22 protein-coding genes and 1 tRNA gene are annotated in these 24,681 nt (G+C 42.1%); 15 read left to right on the top strand and 8 right to left on the bottom strand.

Features of this window, described 5'->3' with window-relative positions; translation table 11 throughout:
- Window positions 1–5: 5 nt before the first annotated feature.
- From BMW86_RS29005 to BMW86_RS28990, 4 genes are all read right to left on the bottom strand, one after another.
- Window positions 6–1,061: an efflux RND transporter periplasmic adaptor subunit gene (locus BMW86_RS29005; RefSeq protein WP_089786892.1), complete on the bottom strand. Its 1,056-nt coding sequence runs from the start codon at window positions 1,059–1,061 to the stop codon at window positions 6–8.
- A 7-nt stretch (window positions 1,062–1,068) separates the two neighbouring features.
- Entirely contained in the window at window positions 1,069–2,394 is a 1,326-nt protein-coding gene (locus tag BMW86_RS29000; protein ID WP_089786890.1) for a TolC family protein, read from the bottom strand.
- Between the two features lie 126 nt (window positions 2,395–2,520).
- Window positions 2,521–3,282 (bottom strand): LytR/AlgR family response regulator transcription factor, encoded by a 762-nt coding sequence (locus BMW86_RS28995; protein ID WP_089786888.1) that lies wholly within the window; start codon window positions 3,280–3,282, stop codon window positions 2,521–2,523.
- On the bottom strand, window positions 3,263–4,225 hold the full coding sequence (locus tag BMW86_RS28990) for a sensor histidine kinase (RefSeq protein ID WP_177189431.1): 963 nt from the start codon (window positions 4,223–4,225) through the stop codon (window positions 3,263–3,265). The genes BMW86_RS28995 and BMW86_RS28990 overlap by 20 nt, the downstream gene beginning before the upstream one ends.
- 341 nt (window positions 4,226–4,566) lie before the next feature.
- Between BMW86_RS28990 and BMW86_RS28985 the strand changes: the two genes are divergently transcribed.
- From BMW86_RS28985 to BMW86_RS28965, 5 genes are all read left to right on the top strand, one after another.
- Window positions 4,567–5,145 carry a porin family protein gene (locus tag BMW86_RS28985; protein WP_089786884.1) on the top strand — a complete coding sequence of 193 codons (579 nt, stop codon included), beginning with the start codon at window positions 4,567–4,569 and terminating at the stop codon, window positions 5,143–5,145.
- A gap of 182 nt (window positions 5,146–5,327) precedes the next feature.
- A complete protein-coding gene (locus BMW86_RS28980) occupies window positions 5,328–7,280 on the top strand; it encodes a TonB-dependent receptor (RefSeq protein WP_218149250.1) in 1,953 nt (650 codons plus the stop codon).
- Window positions 7,281–7,285: 5 nt separating this feature from the next.
- On the top strand, window positions 7,286–8,416 hold the full coding sequence (locus BMW86_RS28975; RefSeq protein ID WP_089786880.1) for a DUF5074 domain-containing protein: 1,131 nt from the start codon (window positions 7,286–7,288) through the stop codon (window positions 8,414–8,416).
- 241 nt (window positions 8,417–8,657) lie between these two features.
- A complete protein-coding gene (locus BMW86_RS28970) occupies window positions 8,658–11,021 on the top strand; it encodes an ABC transporter permease (RefSeq protein ID WP_089786877.1) in 2,364 nt (787 codons plus the stop codon).
- 102 nt (window positions 11,022–11,123) lie between these two features.
- Entirely contained in the window at window positions 11,124–13,523 is a 2,400-nt protein-coding gene (locus BMW86_RS28965; protein ID WP_089786874.1) for an ABC transporter permease, read from the top strand.
- A 385-nt stretch (window positions 13,524–13,908) separates the two neighbouring features.
- Here BMW86_RS28965 and BMW86_RS28955 read toward each other — a convergent pair whose 3' ends face one another.
- Window positions 13,909–14,466: a DUF6934 family protein gene (locus BMW86_RS28955; RefSeq protein ID WP_089786869.1), complete on the bottom strand. Its 558-nt coding sequence runs from the start codon at window positions 14,464–14,466 to the stop codon at window positions 13,909–13,911.
- Window positions 14,467–14,624: 158 nt separating this feature from the next.
- Window positions 14,625–14,695 (bottom strand) — tRNA-Cys (locus BMW86_RS28950).
- Window positions 14,696–14,783: 88 nt separating this feature from the next.
- Between BMW86_RS28950 and BMW86_RS28945 the strand changes: the two genes are divergently transcribed.
- The 10 genes from BMW86_RS28945 (at window position 14,784) to BMW86_RS28900 (ending at window position 23,586) form a co-directional block, all read left to right on the top strand.
- Window positions 14,784–15,662, top strand: a complete 879-nt coding sequence (locus BMW86_RS28945; protein WP_089786867.1) for a nucleoside phosphorylase — start codon at window positions 14,784–14,786, stop codon at window positions 15,660–15,662.
- Between the two features lie 167 nt (window positions 15,663–15,829).
- On the top strand, window positions 15,830–16,609 hold the full coding sequence (gene dapF, locus BMW86_RS28940) for a diaminopimelate epimerase (protein ID WP_177189430.1): 780 nt from the start codon (window positions 15,830–15,832) through the stop codon (window positions 16,607–16,609).
- Between the two features lie 102 nt (window positions 16,610–16,711).
- The gene (locus tag BMW86_RS28935) at window positions 16,712–17,650 is read left to right on the top strand and encodes a magnesium transporter CorA family protein (RefSeq protein ID WP_089786865.1); all 939 of its coding nucleotides are present in this window, start codon (window positions 16,712–16,714) and stop codon (window positions 17,648–17,650) included.
- Between the two features lie 68 nt (window positions 17,651–17,718).
- Window positions 17,719–18,495: a glucose-1-phosphate cytidylyltransferase gene (rfbF, locus tag BMW86_RS28930; protein ID WP_089786863.1), complete on the top strand. Its 777-nt coding sequence runs from the start codon at window positions 17,719–17,721 to the stop codon at window positions 18,493–18,495.
- On the top strand, window positions 18,489–19,514 hold the full coding sequence (rfbG, locus tag BMW86_RS28925) for a CDP-glucose 4,6-dehydratase (protein ID WP_089786861.1): 1,026 nt from the start codon (window positions 18,489–18,491) through the stop codon (window positions 19,512–19,514). Before rfbF ends, rfbG begins: the two co-directional genes overlap by 7 nt.
- Window positions 19,511–20,056 carry a dTDP-4-dehydrorhamnose 3,5-epimerase gene (gene rfbC, locus BMW86_RS28920; protein ID WP_089786859.1) on the top strand — a complete coding sequence of 182 codons (546 nt, stop codon included), beginning with the start codon at window positions 19,511–19,513 and terminating at the stop codon, window positions 20,054–20,056. The genes rfbG and rfbC overlap by 4 nt, the downstream gene beginning before the upstream one ends.
- Before the next feature lies 1 nt (window position 20,057).
- Complete coding sequence (locus BMW86_RS28915; RefSeq protein ID WP_089786856.1) at window positions 20,058–21,284, top strand: class I SAM-dependent methyltransferase; 1,227 nt, start codon at window positions 20,058–20,060, stop codon at window positions 21,282–21,284.
- Window positions 21,285–22,121, top strand: a complete 837-nt coding sequence (locus tag BMW86_RS28910) for an NAD-dependent epimerase/dehydratase family protein (RefSeq protein WP_089786854.1) — start codon at window positions 21,285–21,287, stop codon at window positions 22,119–22,121. It begins immediately after the preceding gene.
- Window positions 22,118–23,137: a TIGR00180 family glycosyltransferase gene (locus BMW86_RS28905; RefSeq protein WP_089786851.1), complete on the top strand. Its 1,020-nt coding sequence runs from the start codon at window positions 22,118–22,120 to the stop codon at window positions 23,135–23,137. Before BMW86_RS28910 ends, BMW86_RS28905 begins: the two co-directional genes overlap by 4 nt.
- Entirely contained in the window at window positions 23,134–23,586 is a 453-nt protein-coding gene (locus BMW86_RS28900) for an NUDIX domain-containing protein (RefSeq protein ID WP_089786848.1), read from the top strand. Before BMW86_RS28905 ends, BMW86_RS28900 begins: the two co-directional genes overlap by 4 nt.
- A gap of 13 nt (window positions 23,587–23,599) precedes the next feature.
- Here the strand turns inward: BMW86_RS28900 and BMW86_RS28895 are convergent, their stop codons facing one another.
- Window positions 23,600–24,382, bottom strand: a complete 783-nt coding sequence (locus BMW86_RS28895) for a queuosine precursor transporter (RefSeq protein ID WP_089786846.1) — start codon at window positions 24,380–24,382, stop codon at window positions 23,600–23,602.
- Window positions 24,382–24,663, bottom strand: a complete 282-nt coding sequence (locus tag BMW86_RS28890) for a hypothetical protein (protein ID WP_089786844.1) — start codon at window positions 24,661–24,663, stop codon at window positions 24,382–24,384. Before BMW86_RS28890 ends, BMW86_RS28895 begins: the two co-directional genes overlap by 1 nt.
- Between the last annotated feature and the right edge of the window lie 18 nt (window positions 24,664–24,681).

Below are 24,681 nucleotides of genomic sequence, written 5' to 3'. Positions count from 1 at the left end.
ATATTTTATTTTGATAAGCTAACGGCAGACCCGTCTTTCAAATTAATCTGACCAGATACCACCACTAGATCTCCTGCCTGAAGGCCATTGATCACCTCAATCTTTCCGTTGGTTTCCTGTCCGGTTTTGATCTTTCTTAATTCAACATGAGTACCTTTAACAAGGTATACAGCAGCAGCTTCCAGGTTCCCTGAAACCGCTTCCCTTGGTATTAAAATAGCCTCCCGGCTAACAGTGCCTAAGAAATCAGTTTTCACAAACGTTCCCGGACGTAGTATAAATTCTCCGCTATTGCTGAGCGTTACTTCTACCAGGTAATTACGTGCATCATCTGCACCCGGACTGATAAAAGTTACCTGCCCTTTAAAGTCATGGTCCGGATAAACACTGGCGGAGATCTTTACTGTTTGCCCCTGTTTGATACGGTAGATCTCATTTTCAGAAAGGTTTACCTGTACCTTCACTTTTTCTGTATTGACGATAGTAGCCAGCTGTGCACCTGCATTCACAAAAACACCTGCTTCTACATCTTTCGTCGATATCATACCACTGACAGGCGCTACAATGTTGGCATCCTGTATCTGTTTGAGTGCTTGTTTTTCCTGACTAACAGCATCATTATACTGCTGTTGCAGATCTTTTACCTTCTGAGCAGTCGTAGCTTTTCCTTCCAGTAATTCTTTGTACGTTTCCAGGTCATTGGATAACTTGGTTACATTCAAATGGGCTTTTTGCAGGTCTATTAATGCCGCGCTGTTATCTGACACAGCTAATAATTTACCCTGTACCACTTTAGTACCTAATTCAAAGTATAACTTTGTGATAATCCCACTTTGAGTAGAGAGTACTTTCGCTTCTTTAAACGCAGAAATGTTTCCCGTTTTCTCAATGTTGATCGTAATAGTATCTGTTTCTGCACGCGCAGCTCTTACAGGGATAGCTATTTCAGTAGTGTCGGCACTTTGCTGCCGCGCATTGATTTCTTTTTTATTACTTGCGAGTTTCCAGATAATCAGGACAATTACCAGCAAAATGATGCCGGTGATAATGATTTTTTTCATGCTGCTTTTATAAAGAATTATAATATTTTTTCAAGGTGCCGTTTGCCTTTTCCATATCTATCTTCGCTGTATAGAAAGTATACAGGGAATTGAGATAATTATTCTGAGCCTCTTTCAGAGAATACTGTGCATTCAGCCAGTCGGTAAGGTCTGTTACCCCTTTCTGATATTGCAGGTTGGTACTTTCAAATACAAGTTTGGCCAGTTCAATATTGCGCTTGTCATTGGCCAGTTTCTCATCTCCCTTCAGCAATTTTGTTTTTGCATTTTCGTATTCTACCCTGTATTTGTCGGCATCCAGTTTTAAAGATTCCTGTGCATTCTGGTAATCGTATTGCGCCTGCTTATACTGCGCATTATGTTTAAATCCATTGAACAAAGGCACCTTCAGCGTGAGCCCTAAAACAGACCATGTATTCTGGTAGTTGATTGACTGTGATGCGTTATCGCCAAATCCATTACTACCGTAGCGGGCATAAAATGAAAGTGTTGGTAATTTTGCTGCTTTCTGCTGTCTGGCATTAATCCCTTTTAGTGATAATTCCGCATCTGACAACAGGTAATCTCCCCTGTTAAATACCTTGAAGGGGTCCAGTGTTGCTGGCTGAGGTGCTGGTAATTCCGCTGTAAAAACGGAATCAATCAGTAATGTATCATCCAAAGGATACCCCATCTCATTTTTCAGCTGCATACTTACCAGTGCAAGATTACTTTCAGCCACATTGATATCGGACAAAGTATTATTATAATTCACTTTGATCTTATTCAGATCTACTTCTGCCGTTACTCCTTTTTGAACTCCGAGTTCGGAGATCCGCAGTTGTTCTTTGTAAGTTTCTTCATTGGCATGCAGCAACTGTAGCTGCAACTGATAAAGGTGGACCTGGTAATAAGCAGTGCTTATATTGTAGATCAGCGTCTCTTCATTATTCTGGGCTTTCAGCTCTGCGACTTCTTTGTTATATTTCCCTGCCTTTAACCCAATGAGCGCTGACTGGTCAAAAATGGGCTGATTCAGCTCTATCTGGGTGGTGGTGCTATACCTTTTGGTAAAGGCGACCTTAATATCCGTAGGACTGAATAAACCGGCTGGAATAACGCTTACCTGTGGTTTGATGTTATCAGCCATTCCGGCAGTACCGTTTACACTGGGCAGGTAGTCTGCAAGAGCTTCCCTGGCTTTTTGTTCTGCTGCCAGTTTTTCATTCTGATAAATTTTTACACTCCGGTGATTGTGAAGGCCATAGGTAAGGCACGCTTTCAGTTCCCATCTCTGTTGTGAATAGAGCAGGACTGGTGCCAGTAAGAACAATAATAAGAGACTTCTTTTCATTTCATCATTTTTGAGCGCTGATCCTTTCGCGCATCAAAAGTCAGTATATCCTTGTAATGAAATAAGTGGAAGTAATACGAAACAGCCAATTAGCAGAACGAAGCGGCCATATTTTAAGCCAGATGATCAGGGCTGTGTCAGCCATTTGAGAAACTGGGGGATCTTCTCTTTGCTGATAGTAATCGTTTCGGGAGTAGGTACGGATAAAGAAACAGAGACTTTACGGGACAGATAACTGGAAGCATCCAGTACAGCTTTTCTATTCACAAGGAACTGACGGTTAGCCCTGAAGAACAAAGGCTCTGTAACCTTTCCCAGTTCTTCCATATTTTTATTAACGATGTAATTCTTCTTATCAAATGTGGTAAGGCTTACTACGCCGTTCTTCAGGTAAAAGAAAACAATATCACTGATGGCTATAGGTAAAATCTTATCTTTCTCATATACTAAAACAGCACCCGGATCAGTCGTTTTCTTCGAATTAAAAAGTTGCTCCAGCGCCTTATAGGGTAATGCGTTCTCTGCAATCTTTCCCCTGAAAGTCAGGTACTTATTTACGGCAGCCGTTACGGATTCATTGGTGAAAGGTTTCAGGATATAATCAAACCCATTGGCTTTAAATGCATTCAGGGCGTATTCGTCGTAAGCGGTACAGAAGATAACAGGTATATCCAATTCCACCTGTGCAAATATTTCAAAGCTCAGTCCATCCCCCAGTTGTATATCGGAGAAAATCAGGTCGGCATTAGTACCATCAATGAAGTACTTAATACTCTCTTTAACAGTACCAAGTACTTTCTCCACCGTTATCTGAGGGAACAACTGTTCAAGTGTCTGTGCTAAATCCCTGGCAGTAACTTTCTCATCTTCAATGATCACTAATTTCATCGCTTAAAACTTTAATACTTACAGAAAACATTTTGGGGCACTCGTTGATTATTACTTCATCCACCGACAGGATCTTATATCTTTCCACAAGATTAATCAAACCCTTACCACTACGGCCCTCTATATATTTCCTGACCTGCAGATTATTCTCTGTAATGATACGTTTATTCCTGTAATAAACTTTGATCATCAGCGGAGATGATTCCGTTACTTCATTATGTTTAATTGCATTCTCTATCAGTGATTGAATAGAGAACGAAGGCACGAATCCGTGTGAAAGGATACTGTCAGGAATATTGATAGTGCAGATTAAAGCATCTTCGAAACGGATTTTCTGCATTTCCACATAATCCCGACAAAGTTTTATCTCATCAGATAAACGGGAAACCCTGGATTGTGGTTCTGCCAGTGATGCCCGCAGGAAGTTTACCAGGTGTGTAAGATAGGCTTCTCCGGCTCTCAGGTCCGACTTGTAAAGGCTTTTCAGCATGCTCAAAGCATTGAAAAGAAAATGCGGATGTATTTGTTGTTTCAATAACAGATTAACTGATTCAAGATTCGCAGCTTTTAACCTGGAATTTTCAAGATCAGTGTTTGCTTTTTCCTGACGTAGCATCACGAGGTTTTGTGTAAAGATGACCAGACTGTTATTAATTGCTCCCTGAAGGAGAGCAGATGCTATACTGGACAGATGTCTCCATTCATGCCAGTTATTATGCGTCAGATAGTCTTCAATGGGAAACGTACTTACAAAGAAGATAATGGCGAAAAGATATCCACCTATATATCGCATAATTCTTTTTCTCATCACCTGTTCTTTGGAAATCCGGTTCTCCAGCGCGATCAGTATAAAAACATTGGCAATTCCCTGTATGAATATACGTATCCCCACAAAAGCGGAATAAACCAAAGGCGGATTAGGAGACAGTTTGAAAACACTCATAAGCATGAAGGCTAATACCCAGCAGAGTAACGCTAAAAACCAGCAATACCGGATTAATTCCTTTATGAATGGATTATTCATTTTCATCGTTCGAAATTAGGGAATTTGCTATGCGGGAGTGGATACAAATACATGAAACGGACAAAACGCCCATCGAAGCATTCTATTACTCTTTTTTTCAGGCAACACATCTATTTTGATCTCCCGGGCCTTCTACGCTTCGTAACGCATTTTGTCCGTTTCCTTTATTTTCCACTACCGGTGTGCTTGTAGAATTTCCACCTTTGTACCGTTAAATATTTATACGGTCGGGAGCGGCCATAATTTCATAAAATAAGAATATGAAAAAGTTATTATTCATTTGTCTTGTGTTTGCATCTACCAATGGTTTTAGTCAGGGATTATTTCAAAGGCTCAGCTTTGGTCTTAAAGCAGGTGCCAACTACAGTAACTACACCAATGCCAGTTTTGCTACTGAAGGAATCGTAGGTTTTCATGCAGGAGCATTAGTTAACTTCAGGATTACTGATAATTTTTCTGTACAGGAAGAGTTCTTACTTTCTTCACAGGGAGCGAAAGTAAAAGACAATACCCTTTTTGGTAAAGAGAATCTCAACGTTTACTACATGACGGTACCATTTGTTTTAAAATACCGTACCAACTTTGGTTTGTACATTGAAGCAGGACCACAGGCTGGTTTTCGTATAAAAGAAGACGTAGGCAGTAACTCTTTCGGTGAGTTTGCCAATAAGATGGATCTGGCAGGTGTAGGTGGAATAGGCTATCAGACAAAAAGCGGATTTGGTATTGGCGCAAGATATGTGGCAGGGATATCTAAAGTAGGTAATTTTAACGCTTCCAATATAAAGACCGATTTCAGAACAAATGTAATACAGAGCAGTATTTTCTATATTTTCTAAAGATTGTACCCGGACAGGAAAAAAGGGGGAAAGCAGACAGCCGGCGGGAAACCGTCTGGCTGTTTTGTTTTTTAAGGGATCTGATAAGATTAATATCTACTTTTGCAGCATTATGGTTGAATCCTCTATGCAGAGGGTCATTAAAAGGGAACAAAAATATGTACTGCTGTAAACCAGCCTGTATGCTGGTCGTCTTATTTACCACGGCGCTTAATGCCCAGCAAAGAGATACTACCAAAGCCAGGGAGCTGAAAGAAGTATCTGTCATTGCGCCTAAGCCCAGCAGGGAAATCACTCCCGGGCAAAAAATGCAGGGCAAAGACCTGAGTCGCCTGAACAGTCTTTCCGTAGCTGACGCTATCCGTTTCTTCTCCGGCTTACAGGTAAAGGATTATGGCGGTATTGGTGGCTTAAAGACAGTAGACGTGCGTAGTATGGGCACCAATCAGACCGGCGTATTTTACGACGGTATTCAGCTGGGGAATGCGCAGAACGGGCAGGTAGATCTTGGTAAATTTTCTTTGGATAACATGCAGGAAATAGCCCTGTACAATGGCCAGAAAAGCAACATCTTTCAACCCGCAAAAGATTTCGGATCTGCAGGTGCTATTTATATGACTTCCCTTAAACCCAGTTTTAACACTGGTGAAAGCATACACTTAAAAGGAACTGTCAAAACCGGTTCCTTTGGTTTATTCAACCCTTCTCTCCTGTGGCAGCAAAAGATCAGCGATAAAGTCTCTGCCAGCTTTAATACAGAATGGATCAATGCCAATGGCCGGTACAAGTTCCGCTCACGCAAGGATAATGGGTATGATACAACGATGATAAGGAAGAACAGTGATATCAATGCCCTGCGTGTAGAAGGTGGCTTAAATGGGGTTCTGAATGGCGGAGAATGGAGTACTAAACTGTATTACTACAACTCCGAACGCGGCTTACCCGGTTTCGTGGCGAATAACGTCTTCCGCCACGTAGACCGCCAATGGGATCGCGATTTCTTTGCCCAATCCTCTTTCCGTAAAGATATCACGCCACGTTACAGCTTATTACTGAATGCAAAATATGCAGATGATTACACCCGTTACCTGGCGCCGGACACTGCCGCTTTATACGTGGATAATCATTACCATCAGCACGAGTTCTACTTTTCTGCAGCTCAGCAGTATGCCTTAACCAGCTGGTGGAACCTCGACTTATCCGCCGATTTCCAATGGAACAAACTCAATGCCGACTTACAGGATTTTGCCTATCCTACCCGCTATACAACATTGGTAGCTGCTGCATCCGCAATATATTTTAAACGCTTCAGTGCACAGGCCAGTGTATTGGCCACCATTGTCAATGAAACTGTGGAGAAGAAAGTGGCAGCCACACCGAAAAGAGAATACACGCCTTCCCTGTTTATCTCCTGGCAGCCCTTCACTACACCAACATTCAGACTGCGGGGCTTTTATAAACGCATCTTCCGCATGCCTACTTTCAACGATCTCTATTACACGGATATCGGCAACTCTTTCCTGAATCCGGAATTCGCTACCCAATATGATGCCGGCTTCACCTGGACGAAAACTTTTACCGATAAAATAGAAGCTGGTATTGAAACAGACGCTTACTACAATGAAGTAACACAAAAAATAGTAGCTGTCCCCACCGTCAACCAGTTCCGCTGGACGATGATGAACCTGGGTTTTGTAAAAATCAGGGGCATCGATGTGAAAGCAAAAGCGATCTGGCAGCTAAACGCGGTGAGCATCAGCACAAGATTCACATACACCTTCCAGAAAGCACAGGATTATTCAGATCCTACTTCCAGTTTTTATAAAGACCAGATCGTGTATATTCCCAGACATAGCGGCTCTGCTATTATAGGAACAGATTTCAAGAAATGGACTGCCAATTATAGCCTGCTCTATACCGGTGAACGGTATAACGGAAAAGACAATGATCCGGAAAATTATATGCAGCCCTGGTACACCAGTGATTTTTCCATAGGCAGAATATTACAGTACAAACGACTAAACATTCATCTGACGGCACAGGTAAATAACCTGTTCAATCAATACTACGACGTCGTACTGAACTATCCTATGCCCGGCAGAAATTATAAATTTATTATCGCAGTAAATATTTAATCGTCATGCAAAAGCTCTTAGCTTTTTCAATTATTATTTTCATCGGATGCAGGAAGGGCGATAACATCGTTCCTCCTGTTGTGACACCTGTAGATACTGCGACTATCACATCTCCCGTGAATGGCTTCTATCTGTTAAACGAAGGCAATATGGGTACTAATAAAGCATCTTTAGATTACTACGATTACAATACCGGTCTATATAAAAAGAATATCTACCCCAGCGTCAATCCTACTGTAGTTAAAGAGTTGGGGGATGTCGGCAATGATATACAGGTATACGGCAGTAAATTATACGCGGTGATCAATGTTTCTAATAAAGTAGAAGTGATGGATGCTGCTACTGCTAAACGTATCGGTCAGATTGATATTCTCAGCTGTCGTTATATTACTTTTGCCAATGGCAAAGCTTATGTAAGTTCTTACGCAGGTCCTGTGCAGCAGAATCCACATTCACCTGTTGGTTATGTAGCAGAAATAGACACTGCCACCTTACAGATCACCAACAAAGTAACCGTAGGTTACCAGCCGGAAGAAATGGCAGTAGTAAATGGAAAATTATACGTAGCTAATTCAGGTGGATACAGCGTTCCTAATTACGACCATACCATTTCAGTAATAGATCTCACTACCTTCCAGGAGATAAAAAAGATCGACGTTGCTATCAATCTTAATCATGTAAAAGCAGATAGTGATGGTGATATCTATGTAACATCACGGGGCGATTATTATAATATTCCATCTTCTTTATCTGTGATAGATACTAAAACAGATACGGTGAAAAAGAAGTTCGATATTGCTGCCAGTAATCTTTGTATTTCCGGTGATACGGCCTACATCTATAGCTCTATATTCAGTTACCTCACTAATACCTGGGCTGTCTCCTACAATATGATCAATGTAAAAACAGAGACCTTATTATCCGGCAATTTCATTACAGATGGTACAGAGAAAACTATTAAGATGCCTTATGGCGTAGCTGTAAATCCTGTTAACAAAGATATATTCGTGACAGACGCAAAAGATTATGTCTCATCCGGTACCTTATACTGCTTTGATAAAACAGGCAAAAAGAAATGGTCTGTAACTACCGGTGATATACCGGGACATTTTGCTTTTGTATTAGCGGGTAAATAATATTATGATCTTCTATTCCGGCTACTTCGGTAGAGATTTCACCCAGCTATCCGGATTCTGCACACATACCTGTATGCACTCTGATAAAATCATGAGGGTATAGTAAAATCGCACACCTACTGTACGTTTCCGAACGATATACCGATTCGAAAATGCTTACTGTCAACACATTATGCAATTGGCACGTATTTTAGTCGATTGATAGACGGTATAGTCTCAATTTCAAAAATATCATACGCGCATGTTTAAAACTTATTTCAAACTCGCCTATAGGAATATCATCAGGGATAAAGCTTATTCCATTATTAATATATCAGGCTTAGCAATAGGCCTGGCATCGAGTATCCTGATCTTGCTTTGGGTACAACATGAACAGAGTTACGATAAGTTCCATAAAAATGCCGGCCAGATATATCGTATCACCGGCGATTTTGGTGAATATAAAGCCGCGATAAACGCGGAAGCTATGCCCGCCGGGTTAAAAGCAGAAATACCGGTTGTTAAAAATACTGTCAGGTTAAGCAAGATCTCCACAGTGCTGTTTGAAGCAGGCAACAGGAAATTTGAAGAAAACCGTGTGTTCTACGCCGACCCGAGTTTCATGGATGTATTTTCTTTTCCCCTTGTACAAGGTAATCGTGCTACGGCGTTAAAACAAGAGAATGGTGTTTTAATAACGCAGGAAATGGCTGCAAAATACTTTGGGAACCAAAACCCGATCGGTAAGATCTTACGAAAAGACAATCATGAATATGTGGTGGTAACAGGCGTTTTGGCCAACGTTCCGGCTAATTCAGACCTGCAGTTTGATTTTATCCTGCCAATGGTTATGTTACAAAAAATGGATAAGTATCCAGACAATAATAAATGGGAGGACTTTAATTTTTACACCTATATTCAACTAGCTCAAAATTTTGACCCTTCTGCTGCCAATTTATCCAGACTGATAAAGCAAATGACGCAGTTATTTCAAAGTCATAGTTCAATGCCGGTTGTATTCCAATTGCAGCCTTTAACCAACATCCATCTGGCGCCTGCAAGACTGGGAGATTTTCCGGGCCACGGGAATGCACAATATGTAAATATCTTTTTTATCGTCGCTATTTTGATACTTGTAGTGGCCTGCATCAATTTTATGAACCTGGCTACAGCACGCTCTGCCCGGAGAGCGAAAGAAATTGGCTTGCGTAAAGTGGCAGGGGCCATACGCGGGCAACTGGTCCTCCAGTTTTTAAGCGAGGCTGTTTTTATTTCATTTCTCTCACTATTGCTTACGCTTGCGATTGTCTGGTTATTATTGCCGGCATTTAATGAAATAGCCGATAGAAAATTGGCTATTCCTTTTTCAGATGCCCGGTTTTGGTTAAGCCTTCTGGGTATAGCGTTGTTAGCCGGATTGGTTTCGGGCAGCTACCCGGCCTTATTTCTCTCCGGCTTTAACCCGGTTAAAGTACTCAAAGGAAACGTAAAATCAATGGGCGGCAATTTGCTGTTTCGTAATGCCCTGGTTGTCATCCAATTCACGACATCTATCATATTGTTGGTAGGCACGGTGGTTATTTATAACCAGCTTAAATTCATAAAAGACCGTGACCCCGGCTTTGAAAAGGCCAACCTTTTGTATATGCCCACCAAAGGGGAACTCTGGAATAAGCAGCAGGCCTTAAAAAATGAGTTAAAACAAAATCCGCTTACCCGTGATTTCGCCATCACTTCCGATCTGCCCACTAATCTGCTTTCCGGAAATGGTAGTGCTGACTGGGAAGGCAAAGATCCCAACTTACAAATAGTTTATCAATTGATGGATGTCAATGAGGATTTTATAGATGTATTTAAGCTGAAGCTGGTAAATGGGAGAAGCTTTTCGAGATCATTTCCGGCAGATTCAAATAATTTCATGGTCAACGAAAAAATGCTGAGCATTATGGGCTTAAATGCAGCCACAGCGGTTGGTAAGCCGTTTTCATTTACCGGTTATAAGGGTACGATCATTGGTGTTGTAAAGGACTTTAATTTTAAACCGGTGCAACTGTCTATAGAGCCACTGATCCTGCGCTATAATAAAGACGGCGGTTTTGTAGTGGTGAGAACATTGCCAGGCAAAACTGAGGCTACTATACAGGCACTGTCAAAGATAAACCAGCAGCTTAACCCGGCCTACCCCTTCAAATTCGATTTCCTCGACCAGGATATGGCCAATCTTTATAGAGGAGAACAACAGATGGGTAATATCTTTAACCTTTTTGCTCTTCTGGGCATTTTTATCTCTTGCCTCGGTTTATATGGCTTATCCGCTTTTATGGCCGAACAGCGAACCAAAGAAATTGGCGTGCGTAAGGTGTTAGGTGCCTCTGTGTTAAACCTCGTCTATTTATTATCCTCCGGCATCACCAGGTTGATCCTGGTTGCCATAGTTATATCAATACCGCTTTCATATTATGCAGTTAATAGTTGGCTGGCTGGTTTTGCATATCATATAAATGTTGGTTGGTCAGTATATTTCACGGCATCCCTGGCAGCTTTGGGGATTGCCTGGGTTACTGTTAGTTATGAATCTATAAAAGCAGCAATTGTGAATCCTATAAAGAGTTTAAAAGCAGAGTGATCCTCGTTATTCAAGCCGAAGGCTATTATAAGTATAAGTTGAAATTTTGACTATTATTTCTTAGTCACAGTTGAGTTCCACCAAAGTGATAAAACCAAAGAGATGCTTAAAAATTATTTGAAAACTGCCTGGCGCAGCCTTATAAAAAACAAGCTTTCCGCATTTATTAATATCGGTGGCCTTTCGGTAGGCATAACAGTAGCTATGCTGATTGCTTGCTGGATCTATAATGAATGGTCCTTTGACCGCCAGTTCGACAACTACCGCCGCATTGCCCAGGTCTGGGAGATCTGGCCCGAACACAAGGGCACTCAAAGACAATTACCCGTTCCTGTTGCAGACGAGCTACGTACAAAATTCGGGAGTGACTTCAAGCGGATAGTTCTATCCTCCCAAACACAGGAGCATGTACTTGCTTTCGGACAACAGAAACTGATAAAGGCTGGTAATTTCATAGAACCCGAAGGCCTGGAAATGCTAACATTATCGATGCTTCAGGGGAGCAGGTCCGGATTGAAAGATCCATACTCAATCTTATTATCGGCATCACTGGCCAAAGCCCTTTTTGCCAACGCCGATCCTCTTGGCCAGATACTACGCATGGACGATAGCCTCTCTGTTAAAGTAACAGGCATTTATGCGGACTTCCCCTATAATAGTACCTTCAGTGATATTACCTTTCTCTCCCCCTGGGATCTTTACGCATCTTTCGATGCCGAAACCAGGAATAACCGGCACAGTTGGGAAGATAATAACTGGCAGATCTTCGTACAGCTCGCGGATCATGCAGATATGGCGAAAGTCTCAGCAAAGATTAAAACCATCAAAGCGGATAATAATCCCTGGTCCGACTCTAAAGGGCATAATCTTAATACTACGGAACTATTTTTACATCCGATGAGCCGATGGCATTTGTATTCGGAATTCAGAAATGGCGATAGCGACACCGGCAGGATCCGGTACGTTAGGCTATTCGGACTGATTGGTGCATTTGTACTCCTGCTGGCCTGCATCAATTTCATGAACCTGAGTACCGCCCGTTCGGAAAAAAGAGCCAGGGAGGTGGGGATTCGTAAAGCTATCGGTTCTCTACGCAGTCAACTGATCGGGCAGTTCTTTAGTGAATCTTTGTTAGTGACTATCCTTGCACTTGGAATAGCATTGGGGCTGTTTCAGTTGTCGTTGCCCTTCTTCAATGAATTGGCAGGAACAAAGATGATTATCCCCTGGTCGAATCCACTTTGGTGGATCGCCTGTATCGGTTTCAGCCTGTTCACGGGTCTGATCGCGGGCTGCTATCCGGCCTTGTATCTGTCGTCCTTCCAACCTGTCAAAGTGCTGAAAGGGGTTTCCAGAGGGGGCCGTCTGGCCTCATTACCGCGTAAGGTTCTGGTAGTAGCGCAGTTTACGGTTTCCATCACCATGATCATCGGAACGATCATCGTTTTCCGGCAGGTGCAGTATGCCAGGGACAGACCTGTAGGATATAACCGGGAAGGGCTGGTCATGATGCAGATGCATACCACGAACATACACGATCATTTTTCCGCCTTCCGCAACGATCTGCAGAATACAGGTGCCATTGCCGAAGTCACCGAATCTATAAGTCCGGTAACAGCATCCTGGCCTTTTAATGGTGGACTTACCTGGACAGGCCATAGCAGCGCTGTTCCCGGAGATCCTGATTTTGCCATGAAAGGAGTAACACAGGAATATGCGAAGACAGTCGGGTTGCAGTTTACTGATGGAAGAGATTTTCAGACAGGGCCTTCGGGATCTGATGCACTGACGATGATCTTAAACGAATCTGCGGTCAAGTATATGGGATTGAAAGATCCTGTTGGTAAAACGATAACATGGACAGGATATAAATTTACTGTCATTGGGGTTGTCAAAAATATGGTCATGGAATCTCCTTATGAATTACCGATTCCTGCTATGTTCTATCTCGCACCCTGGACGATGAGCAACGTAACTATCAGAATCAATCCTCAGCTTAGTGTCCATGAGGCACTCCGCAGGATCAATCCTATATTCACAAGATACAGCCCTGCCGAGCCATTTGATTACAAATTCGTAGACGATGAATATGATGCCAAGTTCCGGGGAGAATCGCGTGTAGGACAGTTGGCCAGCCTTTTCACCGCCCTGGCTATCTTCATATCCTGCCTGGGATTGTTCGGCCTCGCTTCCTTTGTTGCAGAGCAACGCACCAAGGAAATCGGTGTTCGGAAAATTCTGGGGGCAAGCGTATTCAATCTTTGGAAAATGCTGTCTAAAGACTTCGTTCTTTTAATTATTCTTTCTTGTCTGATTGCCATTCCCATAGCCTGGTGGTTCCTTCATCAATGGCTGCAGCAATTTGCATACAGAACAGAGATTTCCTGGTGGATATTTGCAGCAGCTGGTATAGGGGCGATTTTGATTACGTTGATGACGGTAAGTTATCAAAGTATTAAAGCAGCGCTTACTAATCCTGTTCAAAGTTTAAGAACGGAATAATTTTTCTTAAAAGGATGCTGTTATATTGTACTTGCTTTATTTGCAAATAAGATTAAGTTCTGATCACTGATTATTGTTGAATTAAGTAATATAATAAATAAAGGAGGAGCTGATTTTAAATCAGTTCCTCCTTTATTTATGGAAACATAAGATTATTGCTTCCCAAAATCATTCATCCCTTTCCTGCTAATTTCTGCGAACCGCTCGTTTCTTGAGAGTGTCTCATACAGATATGCTTTTTGCTCAATAGAAAGTATTTTGTCAGGATCTAAACCAAGAGATTTCATTCTTTCAACTCTGGCTAAGAATCTTTGTTCCCGTAAGTTTACTTTTCGTACACTCATAACTGTAAAATTTAGAGATTTTTAGTTTAACTAAGTTAAGATTATTTCAACTTAAAAATAAAATAGTTATACATAAACTTCGGATTGTTTTTCGTTTTTTTCTCAAGCTTTTCCTCATACAGCATAACGTCTCCAAAGTCAAATGGGTCCTCGTATTGCTCCTCTCCTATTCTTGCAATTCTTACATAATATTTGACACAGTATATGTCGAAATAATTACTCAGATAATCATAATTCTTTTTAAAAAACCTGAAATATAAATATGCACGTCCATTTGTGGAACCGTCAATACCAATTTGATGATCAGGATTGCGCAATAAGTAGTTTTTTGCCTCAAAAAGAATGGTAGAAAATACTTTTGCGTAATCGCTGTGCGTTAGTTGTGCCCTATCATCAATCTGCCCTTTTTTATTCAGCGGACCAAATGCAAGATTATAGAGATTCTCTCGCAATGTATGTGGTCTGTTATCTATCTCAACATGTAGATTAGTTCGTGTACCGTCTACAAGTTCTGTTTCAAAAAAACTCTCGTTGAGGTTTTCAATTACTGGTGTTACTTCATAAATATTATCAAAATCAATTTTTACCCCGAGTGCCATTTTTAATGGTTTTTGAGTTTCAAAATCTGGTTTGCTGTATAGTTCCCCGGGATATATCTATAAAGAGATAACATCGAAGCAGAAGCCACTTCGTATCTGGATTAACAAAAAGACAAAAAAAACTCAGCCAAATGACTGAGTTTCAATTTATCTTTCGGAGGTTTCGAGCGGATTCGAACCGCTGTAAAAGGTTTTGCAGACCTCTGCCTAGCCACTCGGCCACGAAACCATCTTTTTGGCCCACCAATTTTGTGGGACTGCAAAAGTAGTAAATTTTCGATATTTGCCAAATCTATTTCATCATTTACTTGTTTACCATGAATGAACGTATTGCAGAATCAGAATTAATATTGAACAGCAGAGGGGCCGTTTACCACCTCGATGTAAGGCCGGAAGAGCTTGCAGGCACTATTATCACCGTAGGAGACCCGGACCGCGTTCCCGAAGTAAGTAAACACTTCAACCGCCTGGAAAGCGTACACCAGCACAGGGAATTTGTTACCCATACCGGGTATATCGGTCAGAAGAGGATTACGGTGGTGTCCACAGGGATTGGTACAGATAACATTGATATCGTGCTAAATGAGCTGGATGCACTCGCAAACATAGATTTTGCCACCAGAACTATCAAACCGGCGCTAACAAGCCTTAAAATCATCCGTTTAGGTACTTCCGGGGCTTTACAGGAACAGGTACCTGTAGATAGCTTCGTGGTGTCTTCCCATGGCCTGGGACTCGATAACCTGATGCCCTGGTACCTCTTCGAAAACACCCCCGAAGAAAAAGCACTGCTGTCTGCCTTCCGGGAACAGGTATTCCTGCAGCCAGGAACCGCCAGCCCTTCTTTATTCAGTGCAGCAAAGACACTGGCAGATAAGTTTACCACCGGATTTCATACAGGGATCACTGTTACCTGCCCGGGATTTTACGCCCCCCAGGGCCGGGCACTGAGAGGGCCGCTCTCCCACCCCCAATTACAGGAACAACTGACCGCCTTCCGCCACGAACCTCATTATATCTCCAATTTTGAGATGGAAACGTCCGGGATTTATGGTTTAGGACGGGTTTTAGGACATGATTGCCTGTCTATCAGTGCAATAGTAGCCAATAGGGTACGGCAGGAGTTTTCCAAAGATGGGGCTAAAGCAGTCGATACCCTGATAAAAACATCTTTAGAAATAATAGAGAAATTGTAAAAGAGCTTCAAAACAGGATCATCCCACTAAAAGATGATCCTGTTTTTACAAGGCTCCTTCATACCTCCTTCATGTCTGCGTCATGTCTCCTTCATACCTGAAGCATATCTGAAGCATATTAATCGCGCACTTTGCCACCTTTCCAATAATTCTTACTTTTGCGCATTATGTCAGCAATCCATTTCTATAAATACCAGGGTACCGGCAATGACTTCGTCATCATAGACAACAGGCACGGCGTTTACAATGATCTCACAGAAGAGCAGGTACATAAATTCTGCGACCGCCGCTTTGGTATAGGCGCAGATGGATTAATGCTGCTAAACCAACAGGAAGGCTATGACTTCGGCATGAAATACTACAACGCCGATGGCAAAGAAGGCAGCATGTGCGGCAATGGTGGCCGCTGCCTGGTAGCATTCGCCCGTAAAATGGGCGTAATCAAAGAACATCTGCACTTTCTGGCCGTAGACGGCCCCCACGAGGCTACCCTCAAAGGAGACGACTGGGTAAACCTTAAAATGCAGGATGTGGACGGCGTGGAAATGGGCTCCCTTTACTATTACCTGAACACCGGCTCCCCTCACTTCGTGAAATTCACAGAAGATGTACAGGCCATAGACGTATACGAAGAAGGAAGACAAATCCGTTATAACGACAGATTCGCTAAAGAAGGCACCAATGTGAATTTCGTACAAAACACCGATAACGGGATTTTCGTCCGTACCTACGAACGTGGTGTAGAAGACGAAACCTACTCCTGCGGCACCGGCGTTACCGCAGCAGCTTTAATGACGGCCACAGAAGAAAAAGACTATATAGTCCCGGTACAGACACTCGGCGGCGCACTGGAAGTACGCTTCACCAAAACAGGAGAAAGGTCTTATACCAACATATGGTTATGTGGCCCCGCTACACTGGTTTACGAAGGGAACATTAAAAAATAGTGCCCCTCATTAACAAAGAATAGCAACCCTTGTTTACAAATGGGACATTAAATAATGGTTAACACCCCTCCAGATCATTAATTATTCTACCTTTGCGCCCGGATGATCAAATATTTCAAAAATATAGATGCTCGCACAGTAGAAATCGAGACGCCTGAAAACGGCGCCTGGGTAAATATTACCCCTCCTCTGAAACAGTCAGAATTTGAACACCTGTCTGAAGAACTGGAGATCCCTCTCGACTTCCTCATGGACTCCATGGATATTGATGAGAAATCACGTTATGAGCTGGAAGACAATGTCAAGCTCATCGTCATCAAAACACCTGCAGGGAACGCTTCTATCAATGAAAGCGATGCGTATTACATCACCATACCCATCGTTATCATCCTCACCCATAACCAGATATTAACTGTCAACTCCTTCGATAACGCGGCTATCAACCGCTTCCTCGATACCTTCCATAACCGTCACCCGGAAAAAAGGAACATGATGGTGCTGAAGATCTTCGAAAAAGTAACCATGAACTTCCTGGATTACCTGAAAGAGATCAACCAGCTCAGGAATACCCTGGAACAAAAACTCTACGACAGCAACCGAAACGAAGAACTGCTGTCCATCATGCGTATCCAGAAAAGTCTCGTATACTTCCTCACAGCACTCCGCAGTAACGAACTACTGCTGATGAAGCTGGAACGTACCAACTTCCTCGGATTAAACGAAGATGAGAAAGAGTTCCTGCATGACCTGATCGTAGACACCTCCCAGGCACTGGAAATGGCCAATATCTACACCAACATCCTCAGCAGCACGATGGATGCTTTCGCCAGCATCATCTCCAATAACCTGAACATCGTGATGAAACGCCTCACCTCTATCACTATCGTACTCACTTTCCCTGCCCTGGTGGCCAGTGTATACGGTATGAACGTAGAGATCCCATTCGCACATTCTGCACATGCCTTCTATATTCCCATCATACTCTCTATCGTCGTATCCGTCATCATGAGCTGGTACTTCATGAAGAAGAAATGGTTCTAAACCCATTATTTCTGGACTTTCTCAAATAAAATTATATTTTTGAATGTATTATATAATTATTATAAGGCATGAAAGTAGTAATTTTTGCAGGAGGACTGGGTACCAGGATTTCAGAAGAAACGGATGTTCGCCCGAAACCCATGGTAGAAATCGGCGGTAAGCCTATACTGTGGCACATTATGAAAATGTATTCTCACTACGGGTTCAATGATTTTATCATCTGCCTGGGTTACAAAGGATACGTGATCAAAGAATATTTCATGCACTATTTCCTGCATAACTCTGATCTCACCATAGAACTGAACAGCAATAAACTGGACATTCACTATACAAAAACAGAATCCTTTAAAGTAACCCTGGTCGATACCGGATTACCTACCAAAACCGCAGGACGCTTAAAAAGGATCAAACAATATATCGGTGATGAAGATTTCATGCTCACCTATGGTGACGGCGTTTCCGATATCAACCTGGAAGATCTCCTCAAATTTCATAAATCCCATAATAAAATGGCCACCGTTACCGCTGTACAACCAGAAGCCCGCTTCGGTGGTATAGAGATGGACGAAAACGGCAAGATCCTTGCATTCAAGGAAAAACCTAAAGGCGATAATAAATTTATCAATGGTGGTTTCTTCGTATTAAAACCACAGATATTCGATTATCTGAAAGATGATATGGATAATACCATGTGGGAAGATGATCCCATGGAAAAACTGGTGGCAGATGCAGAACTGATAGCCTACAAACATACCGGCTTCTGGAAATGTATGGACGCCCTCAGAGATAAAATCGAATTAGAGTCTTTATGGCAAACCAATAATGCCAAGTGGAAAGTATGGTAAGATTACAGGATTTTTATACAAATAAAAAGGTGTTCTTAACCGGTCATACCGGTTTTAAAGGTGCCTGGATGGCTGCATGGCTGCAACAATTAGGTGCCATCGTTAAAGGGTATGCCCTGCCACCGGAATACGATAACGGCGTATACGATTATATCAGACCCGCTGATAGTATCCTCGATGATATCCGTAATAAAGCAGCGTTACAAACGGCTATAAAAGAATTCCAGCCCGATTTCATCTTCCACCTGGCTGCACAACCGCTCGTAAGACGCTCTTACGAAATTCCCGCCGAAACATTCGACGTGAATGTAACAGGTACCGCTAATGTGCTGGAAGCTGCCAACAACTTAAAGTGCACCATCGTTATCATCACCACCGATAAAGTATACGAAAATAAAGAACAGGATATCCTGTATAAAGAAGGCGATGCTTTAGGGGGTTACGACCCCTACAGCGCCAGTAAAGCCTGCGCCGAACTGGTAGTAAGCTCCTTCAGGAACTCTTTTAATAACAAAGCCATTGCCAGTGTACGCGCAGGTAATGTCATCGGTGGGGGCGACTGGAACAAAGACCGTATCATTCCGGATATCGTCCGCGCTTTAAGCAACGAACAAGTCATCGAAGTCAGAAACCCTGTCTCCGTAAGACCCTGGCAGCATGTACTGGAACCTATAGGCGGTTACTTACAACTGGGCGCTCTCCTGCAACAAGATCCGGCTAAATATGCCAAAGCATATAATTTCGGGCCGGTGGCTGAAGATCATCTCACCGTAAAAGAACTGGTAGAGAAAGCCATCTCCATATGGGGAAACGGACAATGGAAAGATGCTTCCAAACCCGGACAACTACACGAAGCGACACTACTTAAACTGGATATCTCTCTGGCGAAAGAAGAACTGCAATGGCGACCTAAGCTCAATGCCGCACAGGCTATTGAATGGACCATCAACTGGTATAAACAGCCGGCAAACAACAGGCAGGCTTACACTATTCAGCAGATCAATGAATATATGCAATGAAATTTCTGCCTACACCTTTAAAAGATAGTTATATCATCACATTAGATACCATCCAGGACAGCCGCGGCTGGTTTGCCAGGGTCTATTGTAAAGATGAATTCAAACAGATCGGCCATGATAAAGAATGGGTACAACTCAACCATTCCTTTACCAGTGCTAAAGGCGCCTTACGAGGTATGCATTTTCAATACCCTCCTTTCAGAGAAGTGAAAATGGTACGTTGTATCGCCGGTGCCGTATACGACGTCATCATAGATTTACGGGAAGGCTCCCCTACTTTTTTACAGCACATCGGCGTAGAACTGTCTGCTGCCAACAAACTAATGTTATACATCCCCGAAGGCTTTGCACACGGCTTCCAGGCATTAACAACAGATTGTGAACTACTCTATCATCATAGTGAATTTTATACCCCCGGTAGCGAAGGCGGTATAAAATACAACGATCCGAAAATAAACATCATCTGGCCATTGCCGGTAACCGATATCTCAGAACGCGATAACAAGCATGCTGAACTGACAGAAAATTTTAAAGGAATTTAATATGCAATGTAGATTTTGTAAGACTGAACTAAAGCATGTATTTATAGACCTCATCAACTCTCCTGCCTCGAATTCATACCTGAATCCGGAGCAGCTGAATGAACCGGAAACATATTATCCGCTAAAGGTCTACATCTGTCATAACTGCTTTTTAGTACAGGTAGATGAATACCAGAAATCTGACGCGTTATTCAACAGTGAATACGCTTACTTCTCTTCCTATTCACGCACCTGGCTGGCTCACGCGCAAAAATATACACAGGATATGATCGCCCGCTTTGGCTTCTCCGCAAGCTCTAAAGTGATTGAGATCGCCTCTAATGATGGTTACCTGCTGCAATACTTTAAAGAAAAGAACGTTCCAGTATTAGGCATAGAGCCTACCGCCAACACTGCGAAAGTAGCCATGGAAAAAGGCATTGAAACAGTAGTGGAATTCTTTGGTACCAGTCTGGCTAAAAAACTGAGCACACAAAACATCCAGGCCGATTTATTACTCGGTAATAACGTACTGGCACATGTACCGGATATCAAAGATTTCGTAGCTGGTATGCAGGTGATCTTAAAACCTACCGGTGTTATCACCATGGAATTTCCGCATTTAATGCAGTTAGTAGATAACAACCAGTTTGATACTATCTATCATGAACATTTCTCTTATCTCTCTTTCTACACCGTAAAACAATTGTTCGAATCTGTAGGATTAGAGATGTTTGATGTGGAAGAAATCCCCACTCATGGCGGCTCTCTGCGTATTTATGCCAAACATAAAAATGATAACAGCAAAGAGATCTCCCCACGGGTAGCTGCTTTATTAGCAAAAGAGATCAAACAGGGTATCACTGACCTTAACTATTATCACAACTTCCAGCAGAAAGCATTCGATATAAAACTCTCTTTACTCAGCTTCCTCACAGAACAAAAGAAAGCAGGTAAAAAAGTAGCAGCCTACGGTGCCGCAGCTAAAGGAAATACTTTACTCAACTACTGCGGAGTTAAAAATGATTTAGTTGATTTCGTAGTAGATTCAAACCCTCATAAACAAGGGAAATACTTACCAGCCAGTCATATCCCGGTAGTAAACGAAGAATATCTCAAACAGCAAAAACCAGATTATGTACTCATCCTTCCCTGGAATTTAAAGGATGAGATCAAAGATCAACTGGCATATATCAGAGATTGGAAAGGTAAATTCGTAGTACCCATTCCTTCTTTACAAATCGATTAAATGAAAAAAGTACTCGTTACTGGTTGTAGCGGTTTTATAGGGAACTATGTGGTAAGACAGTTATTAAAAAATAACTGCCAGGTCATCGCTACTTCCGTTGACGAAGGGAAAGCCCGTCATCACGACTGGTTCCCCCTTGTTACCTGGATTCCTTTTAATCTGCAAAAAGATACAGATGTAAGCGTCTTTGGTCAGCTGGATGCAGTCATTCACCTGGCCTGGGAAGGATTACCAAACTACAAATCCTTATTTCATTTCGAAGAAAACCTGCCTGCGCATTATCATTTCCTGAAAAACTTAATCGCAAACGGTGTAACAGATATCACCGTTACCGGTACCTGTTTTGAGTATGGTATGCAGGAAGGAATATTAAGGGAAGATAAGCCTACCCTACCCGCCAATCCTTACGCACTGGCAAAAGATACTCTACGCAAATTCCTCAGCGAATTACAAAAGCTGTATCCGTTTGATTTCAAATGGGTACGCTTATTTTATCTATACGGAGAAGGACAAAATCCTAATTCCATCTTATCCCAGTTACAAAAGGCGATCATCAACAAAGAACCTGCCTTTAAAATGAGTGGTGGTGAGCAGGTACGTGATTACCTGCCCGTAGAAAAAGTAGCGGAGAACATCGTGAAAGTAGCCTTGCAAAATACCATCACAGGTATCATTAATTGCAGTAGCGGAGCGCCTGTCACCGTAAAACAACTAGTACAAAACTACCTGCAGGAAAATAATGTATCCATCCCTCTGCAACTTGGTTTTTATCCTTATCCGGATTATGAACCAATGGCTTTCTGGGGAGATAATACTAAACTTAAAGAGATCAGATGAAGCATATTATCACCTTACTGATACCTACACATAACCGGCATAACTATTTAGAGCGGGCCATTGCTTATTACGGCCCTATGCCTATCGACATCGTTATAGCAGATAGTTCGGCTACACCGTATGATATCAGACAGGATAATATCACTTATATTCATCTGCCTACTCATACTTTAACAGGTAAAATCTCTCATGCACTAAACCTCATCAATACCCCTTATGTAGTGATGAGTGCAGATGATGATTTCCTTTTACCGGAGAAAGTACAGGCCTGCATAGATTTCCTCGACAAACACCCGGAATACCAGTCTGCTGCGGGTAACAGCATCTGTTATAAAAAAGACACCGTCACTTCTACACATGTAAATTTCGCTCCGATATATACGGATCGTCTCTCTTACGAAGTAATAGATAAAGATCCTTTTGATAGAATCAAATCCTTCTTTAATCCTTATCGTGGTGCATTCTATGCTGTACATCGTACACCTGTATTACGCAGGGCATTTGATGGTGCGGCAGAGGTTGTGAAGAACCTCTACATGAATGAATACTTAACAGGTATTTACACCATTGCATCCGGTGGATTTGCAGAACTTCCTTTTTTATATCATGTAAGGGATTATGCAGATGATTCCGGAGATAAAACCACGCCTAATTTAGACGCTATCTTTCATGATACGGAGCTTAACAAACAATACAATGGTTTAATAGAACAACAGGCTGCATTAGTTGCTTCCATAACCAATACAGAACCCTCATTTGCATCTTTCCAGTTACATGGTATTTTAGATGATGTAGCGATGCAGATGAAACAGGGCAGGTATGCGCCAAGAGCCAGTGCTGATAAGAAATATGGAAAGATGATCCAGAAGATCCCTTTACTGGGTAATTTATTGATCAGACTATATCGTTCCTATAGAGCCAAACAAGCCTTACAACCTTTTATCAGAACAGCAGAAGATCAGAAAAACCTGGATATGCTGCGCAATCTGATTATCTCCTATAAACATATTCTATGAATTGCTTTAATGTACGTGTATACGGTATCATGATCAATGAACATAAGCAGGTTCTTGTAAGTGATGAATATATAAGAGGAGGATATTACACTAAATTCCCTGGTGGTGGATTAGAATTCGGAGAAGGGACTTTACAATGTGTAGTAAGAGAGTTTCAGGAAGAGTTAAACCTGGATGTAGAAGTAGTAGAACATATTTACACAACTGATTTCTTTCAGATCTCTGCATTTGATAACAAGTCTCAGATTATCTCTATCTATTATCTTGTAAATCCCATCTCAGCCTTTACAGCCAAGATCCTCAGCAAACCCTTCGACTTTGCCATCCCCGAAGGAGTAACAGAAGTAGAAGGGGTTAGATGGATAGATAAAGAAGAGTTCTCCTCTGCTGTTATTACTTTACCAATAGATAAAGTGGTAGCTGATCTGGTAAAAGAAAAATACCTGTAAACAGGAAATCTTATTATTCCTCACTCTTCCCCATCGCTGCAGCTTTCATCTTCGCTGTCACCTCATGCCCGAAATAACGTTCAATCATCCCCTCTATCAGGTAGATCAAAGGCGTTAATAAGATAGCTACCGTAAACTTATACGTATAATTCACCAGACAGATAGCCAATACCAGCTGCCAGCTCCAATCCTGTCCAATCTTAAAAGCAATATACAACACGATAAAACTATCCACCAGCTGAGACACGATCGTAGACCCTGTAGCCCGAAGCCACACATGTTTCTCTCCTGTCACCTTCTTAATCCTGTGAAACACTGTTACATCCACTATCTGGCTCACCAGGAACGCTACTATACTACCAAAGATGATCCACATCCCCTGTCCGAAAATACCATTGAAGGCGTCTTGCATATTCGGCACACCGTTCTTCACCCCTGTACCTATCCAGAAGTCTGCAAAAGGCACATGAATAGACACATAAAACATGAGAAACGCATACGCAATAAGACTTACAGCGATGTAAGAGATACGACGCACCGCCTTCGGCCCGTAATATTCATTCACGATATCCGTTAATACAAACTCCAGGGGCCATAACAGCACCCCGCAGGTAAGATTAAAGGATAACCCACTCTGCCCAAACAGCGTAAACGTATGCACGGGAATCCCCAGCAGCTTCTCCAGGGAAAATATCTTTCCCCCTATGCATTCCGCTAGTAATGCATTTGCAACGAAGAAACTGCAAAAAATAACAAATAATTTGGTGGGGCGGTCTTTAAGGATATTGTTGATCATCAGAATAGAAAGAAAAATTGAGAAACTAAGATAATGATATTTACGATAAATACATAAGGAGGGAGTTCCTTCCAGGCTATCCGCTTCATTATAAGCATCACTACAGCGAATATCAGCGTTACCACGTTCAGCGGGAATGCCACCATCATCCCCAGGGGAATGATACTTTTGATCACCGCCTCAAACCCCTTACTCATATTCACATACCTGGAAAACTGCACCAGTAAAAAACACAGGTTGCAGATAAAAGCCAGCTTTAAAAGGAATCGTAACCTGCCCATATTGAAATTTCGGATAAA

This window comes from Chitinophaga sp. YR573 (assembly GCF_900110995.1).
Taxonomy (GTDB): domain Bacteria; phylum Bacteroidota; class Bacteroidia; order Chitinophagales; family Chitinophagaceae; genus Chitinophaga.
The sequence above is the reverse complement of the archived record's forward strand: the minus strand, read 5'-3'. Positions and strand labels throughout refer to the sequence as shown.

Coding starts and splice junctions, on each gene's coding strand:
- BMW86_RS29005 (WP_089786892.1), bottom strand. CDS start 1,061: ATGAAAAAAATCATTATCACCGGCATCATTTTGCTGGTAATTGTCCTG.
- BMW86_RS29000 (WP_089786890.1), bottom strand. CDS start 2,394: ATGAAAAGAAGTCTCTTATTATTGTTCTTACTGGCACCAGTCCTGCTC.
- BMW86_RS28995 (WP_089786888.1), bottom strand. CDS start 3,282: ATGAAATTAGTGATCATTGAAGATGAGAAAGTTACTGCCAGGGATTTA.
- BMW86_RS28990 (WP_177189431.1), bottom strand. CDS start 4,225: ATGAGTGTTTTCAAACTGTCTCCTAATCCGCCTTTGGTTTATTCCGCT.
- BMW86_RS28985 (WP_089786884.1), top strand. CDS start 4,567: ATGAAAAAGTTATTATTCATTTGTCTTGTGTTTGCATCTACCAATGGT.
- BMW86_RS28980 (WP_218149250.1), top strand. CDS start 5,328: ATGCTGGTCGTCTTATTTACCACGGCGCTTAATGCCCAGCAAAGAGAT.
- BMW86_RS28975 (WP_089786880.1), top strand. CDS start 7,286: ATGCAAAAGCTCTTAGCTTTTTCAATTATTATTTTCATCGGATGCAGG.
- BMW86_RS28970 (WP_089786877.1), top strand. CDS start 8,658: ATGTTTAAAACTTATTTCAAACTCGCCTATAGGAATATCATCAGGGAT.
- BMW86_RS28965 (WP_089786874.1), top strand. CDS start 11,124: ATGCTTAAAAATTATTTGAAAACTGCCTGGCGCAGCCTTATAAAAAAC.
- BMW86_RS28955 (WP_089786869.1), bottom strand. CDS start 14,466: ATGGCACTCGGGGTAAAAATTGATTTTGATAATATTTATGAAGTAACA.
- BMW86_RS28945 (WP_089786867.1), top strand. CDS start 14,784: ATGAATGAACGTATTGCAGAATCAGAATTAATATTGAACAGCAGAGGG.
- dapF (WP_177189430.1), top strand. CDS start 15,830: ATGTCAGCAATCCATTTCTATAAATACCAGGGTACCGGCAATGACTTC.
- BMW86_RS28935 (WP_089786865.1), top strand. CDS start 16,712: ATGATCAAATATTTCAAAAATATAGATGCTCGCACAGTAGAAATCGAG.
- rfbF (WP_089786863.1), top strand. CDS start 17,719: ATGAAAGTAGTAATTTTTGCAGGAGGACTGGGTACCAGGATTTCAGAA.
- rfbG (WP_089786861.1), top strand. CDS start 18,489: ATGGTAAGATTACAGGATTTTTATACAAATAAAAAGGTGTTCTTAACC.
- rfbC (WP_089786859.1), top strand. CDS start 19,511: ATGAAATTTCTGCCTACACCTTTAAAAGATAGTTATATCATCACATTA.
- BMW86_RS28915 (WP_089786856.1), top strand. CDS start 20,058: ATGCAATGTAGATTTTGTAAGACTGAACTAAAGCATGTATTTATAGAC.
- BMW86_RS28910 (WP_089786854.1), top strand. CDS start 21,285: ATGAAAAAAGTACTCGTTACTGGTTGTAGCGGTTTTATAGGGAACTAT.
- BMW86_RS28905 (WP_089786851.1), top strand. CDS start 22,118: ATGAAGCATATTATCACCTTACTGATACCTACACATAACCGGCATAAC.
- BMW86_RS28900 (WP_089786848.1), top strand. CDS start 23,134: ATGAATTGCTTTAATGTACGTGTATACGGTATCATGATCAATGAACAT.
- BMW86_RS28895 (WP_089786846.1), bottom strand. CDS start 24,382: ATGATCAACAATATCCTTAAAGACCGCCCCACCAAATTATTTGTTATT.
- BMW86_RS28890 (WP_089786844.1), bottom strand. CDS start 24,663: ATGGGCAGGTTACGATTCCTTTTAAAGCTGGCTTTTATCTGCAACCTG.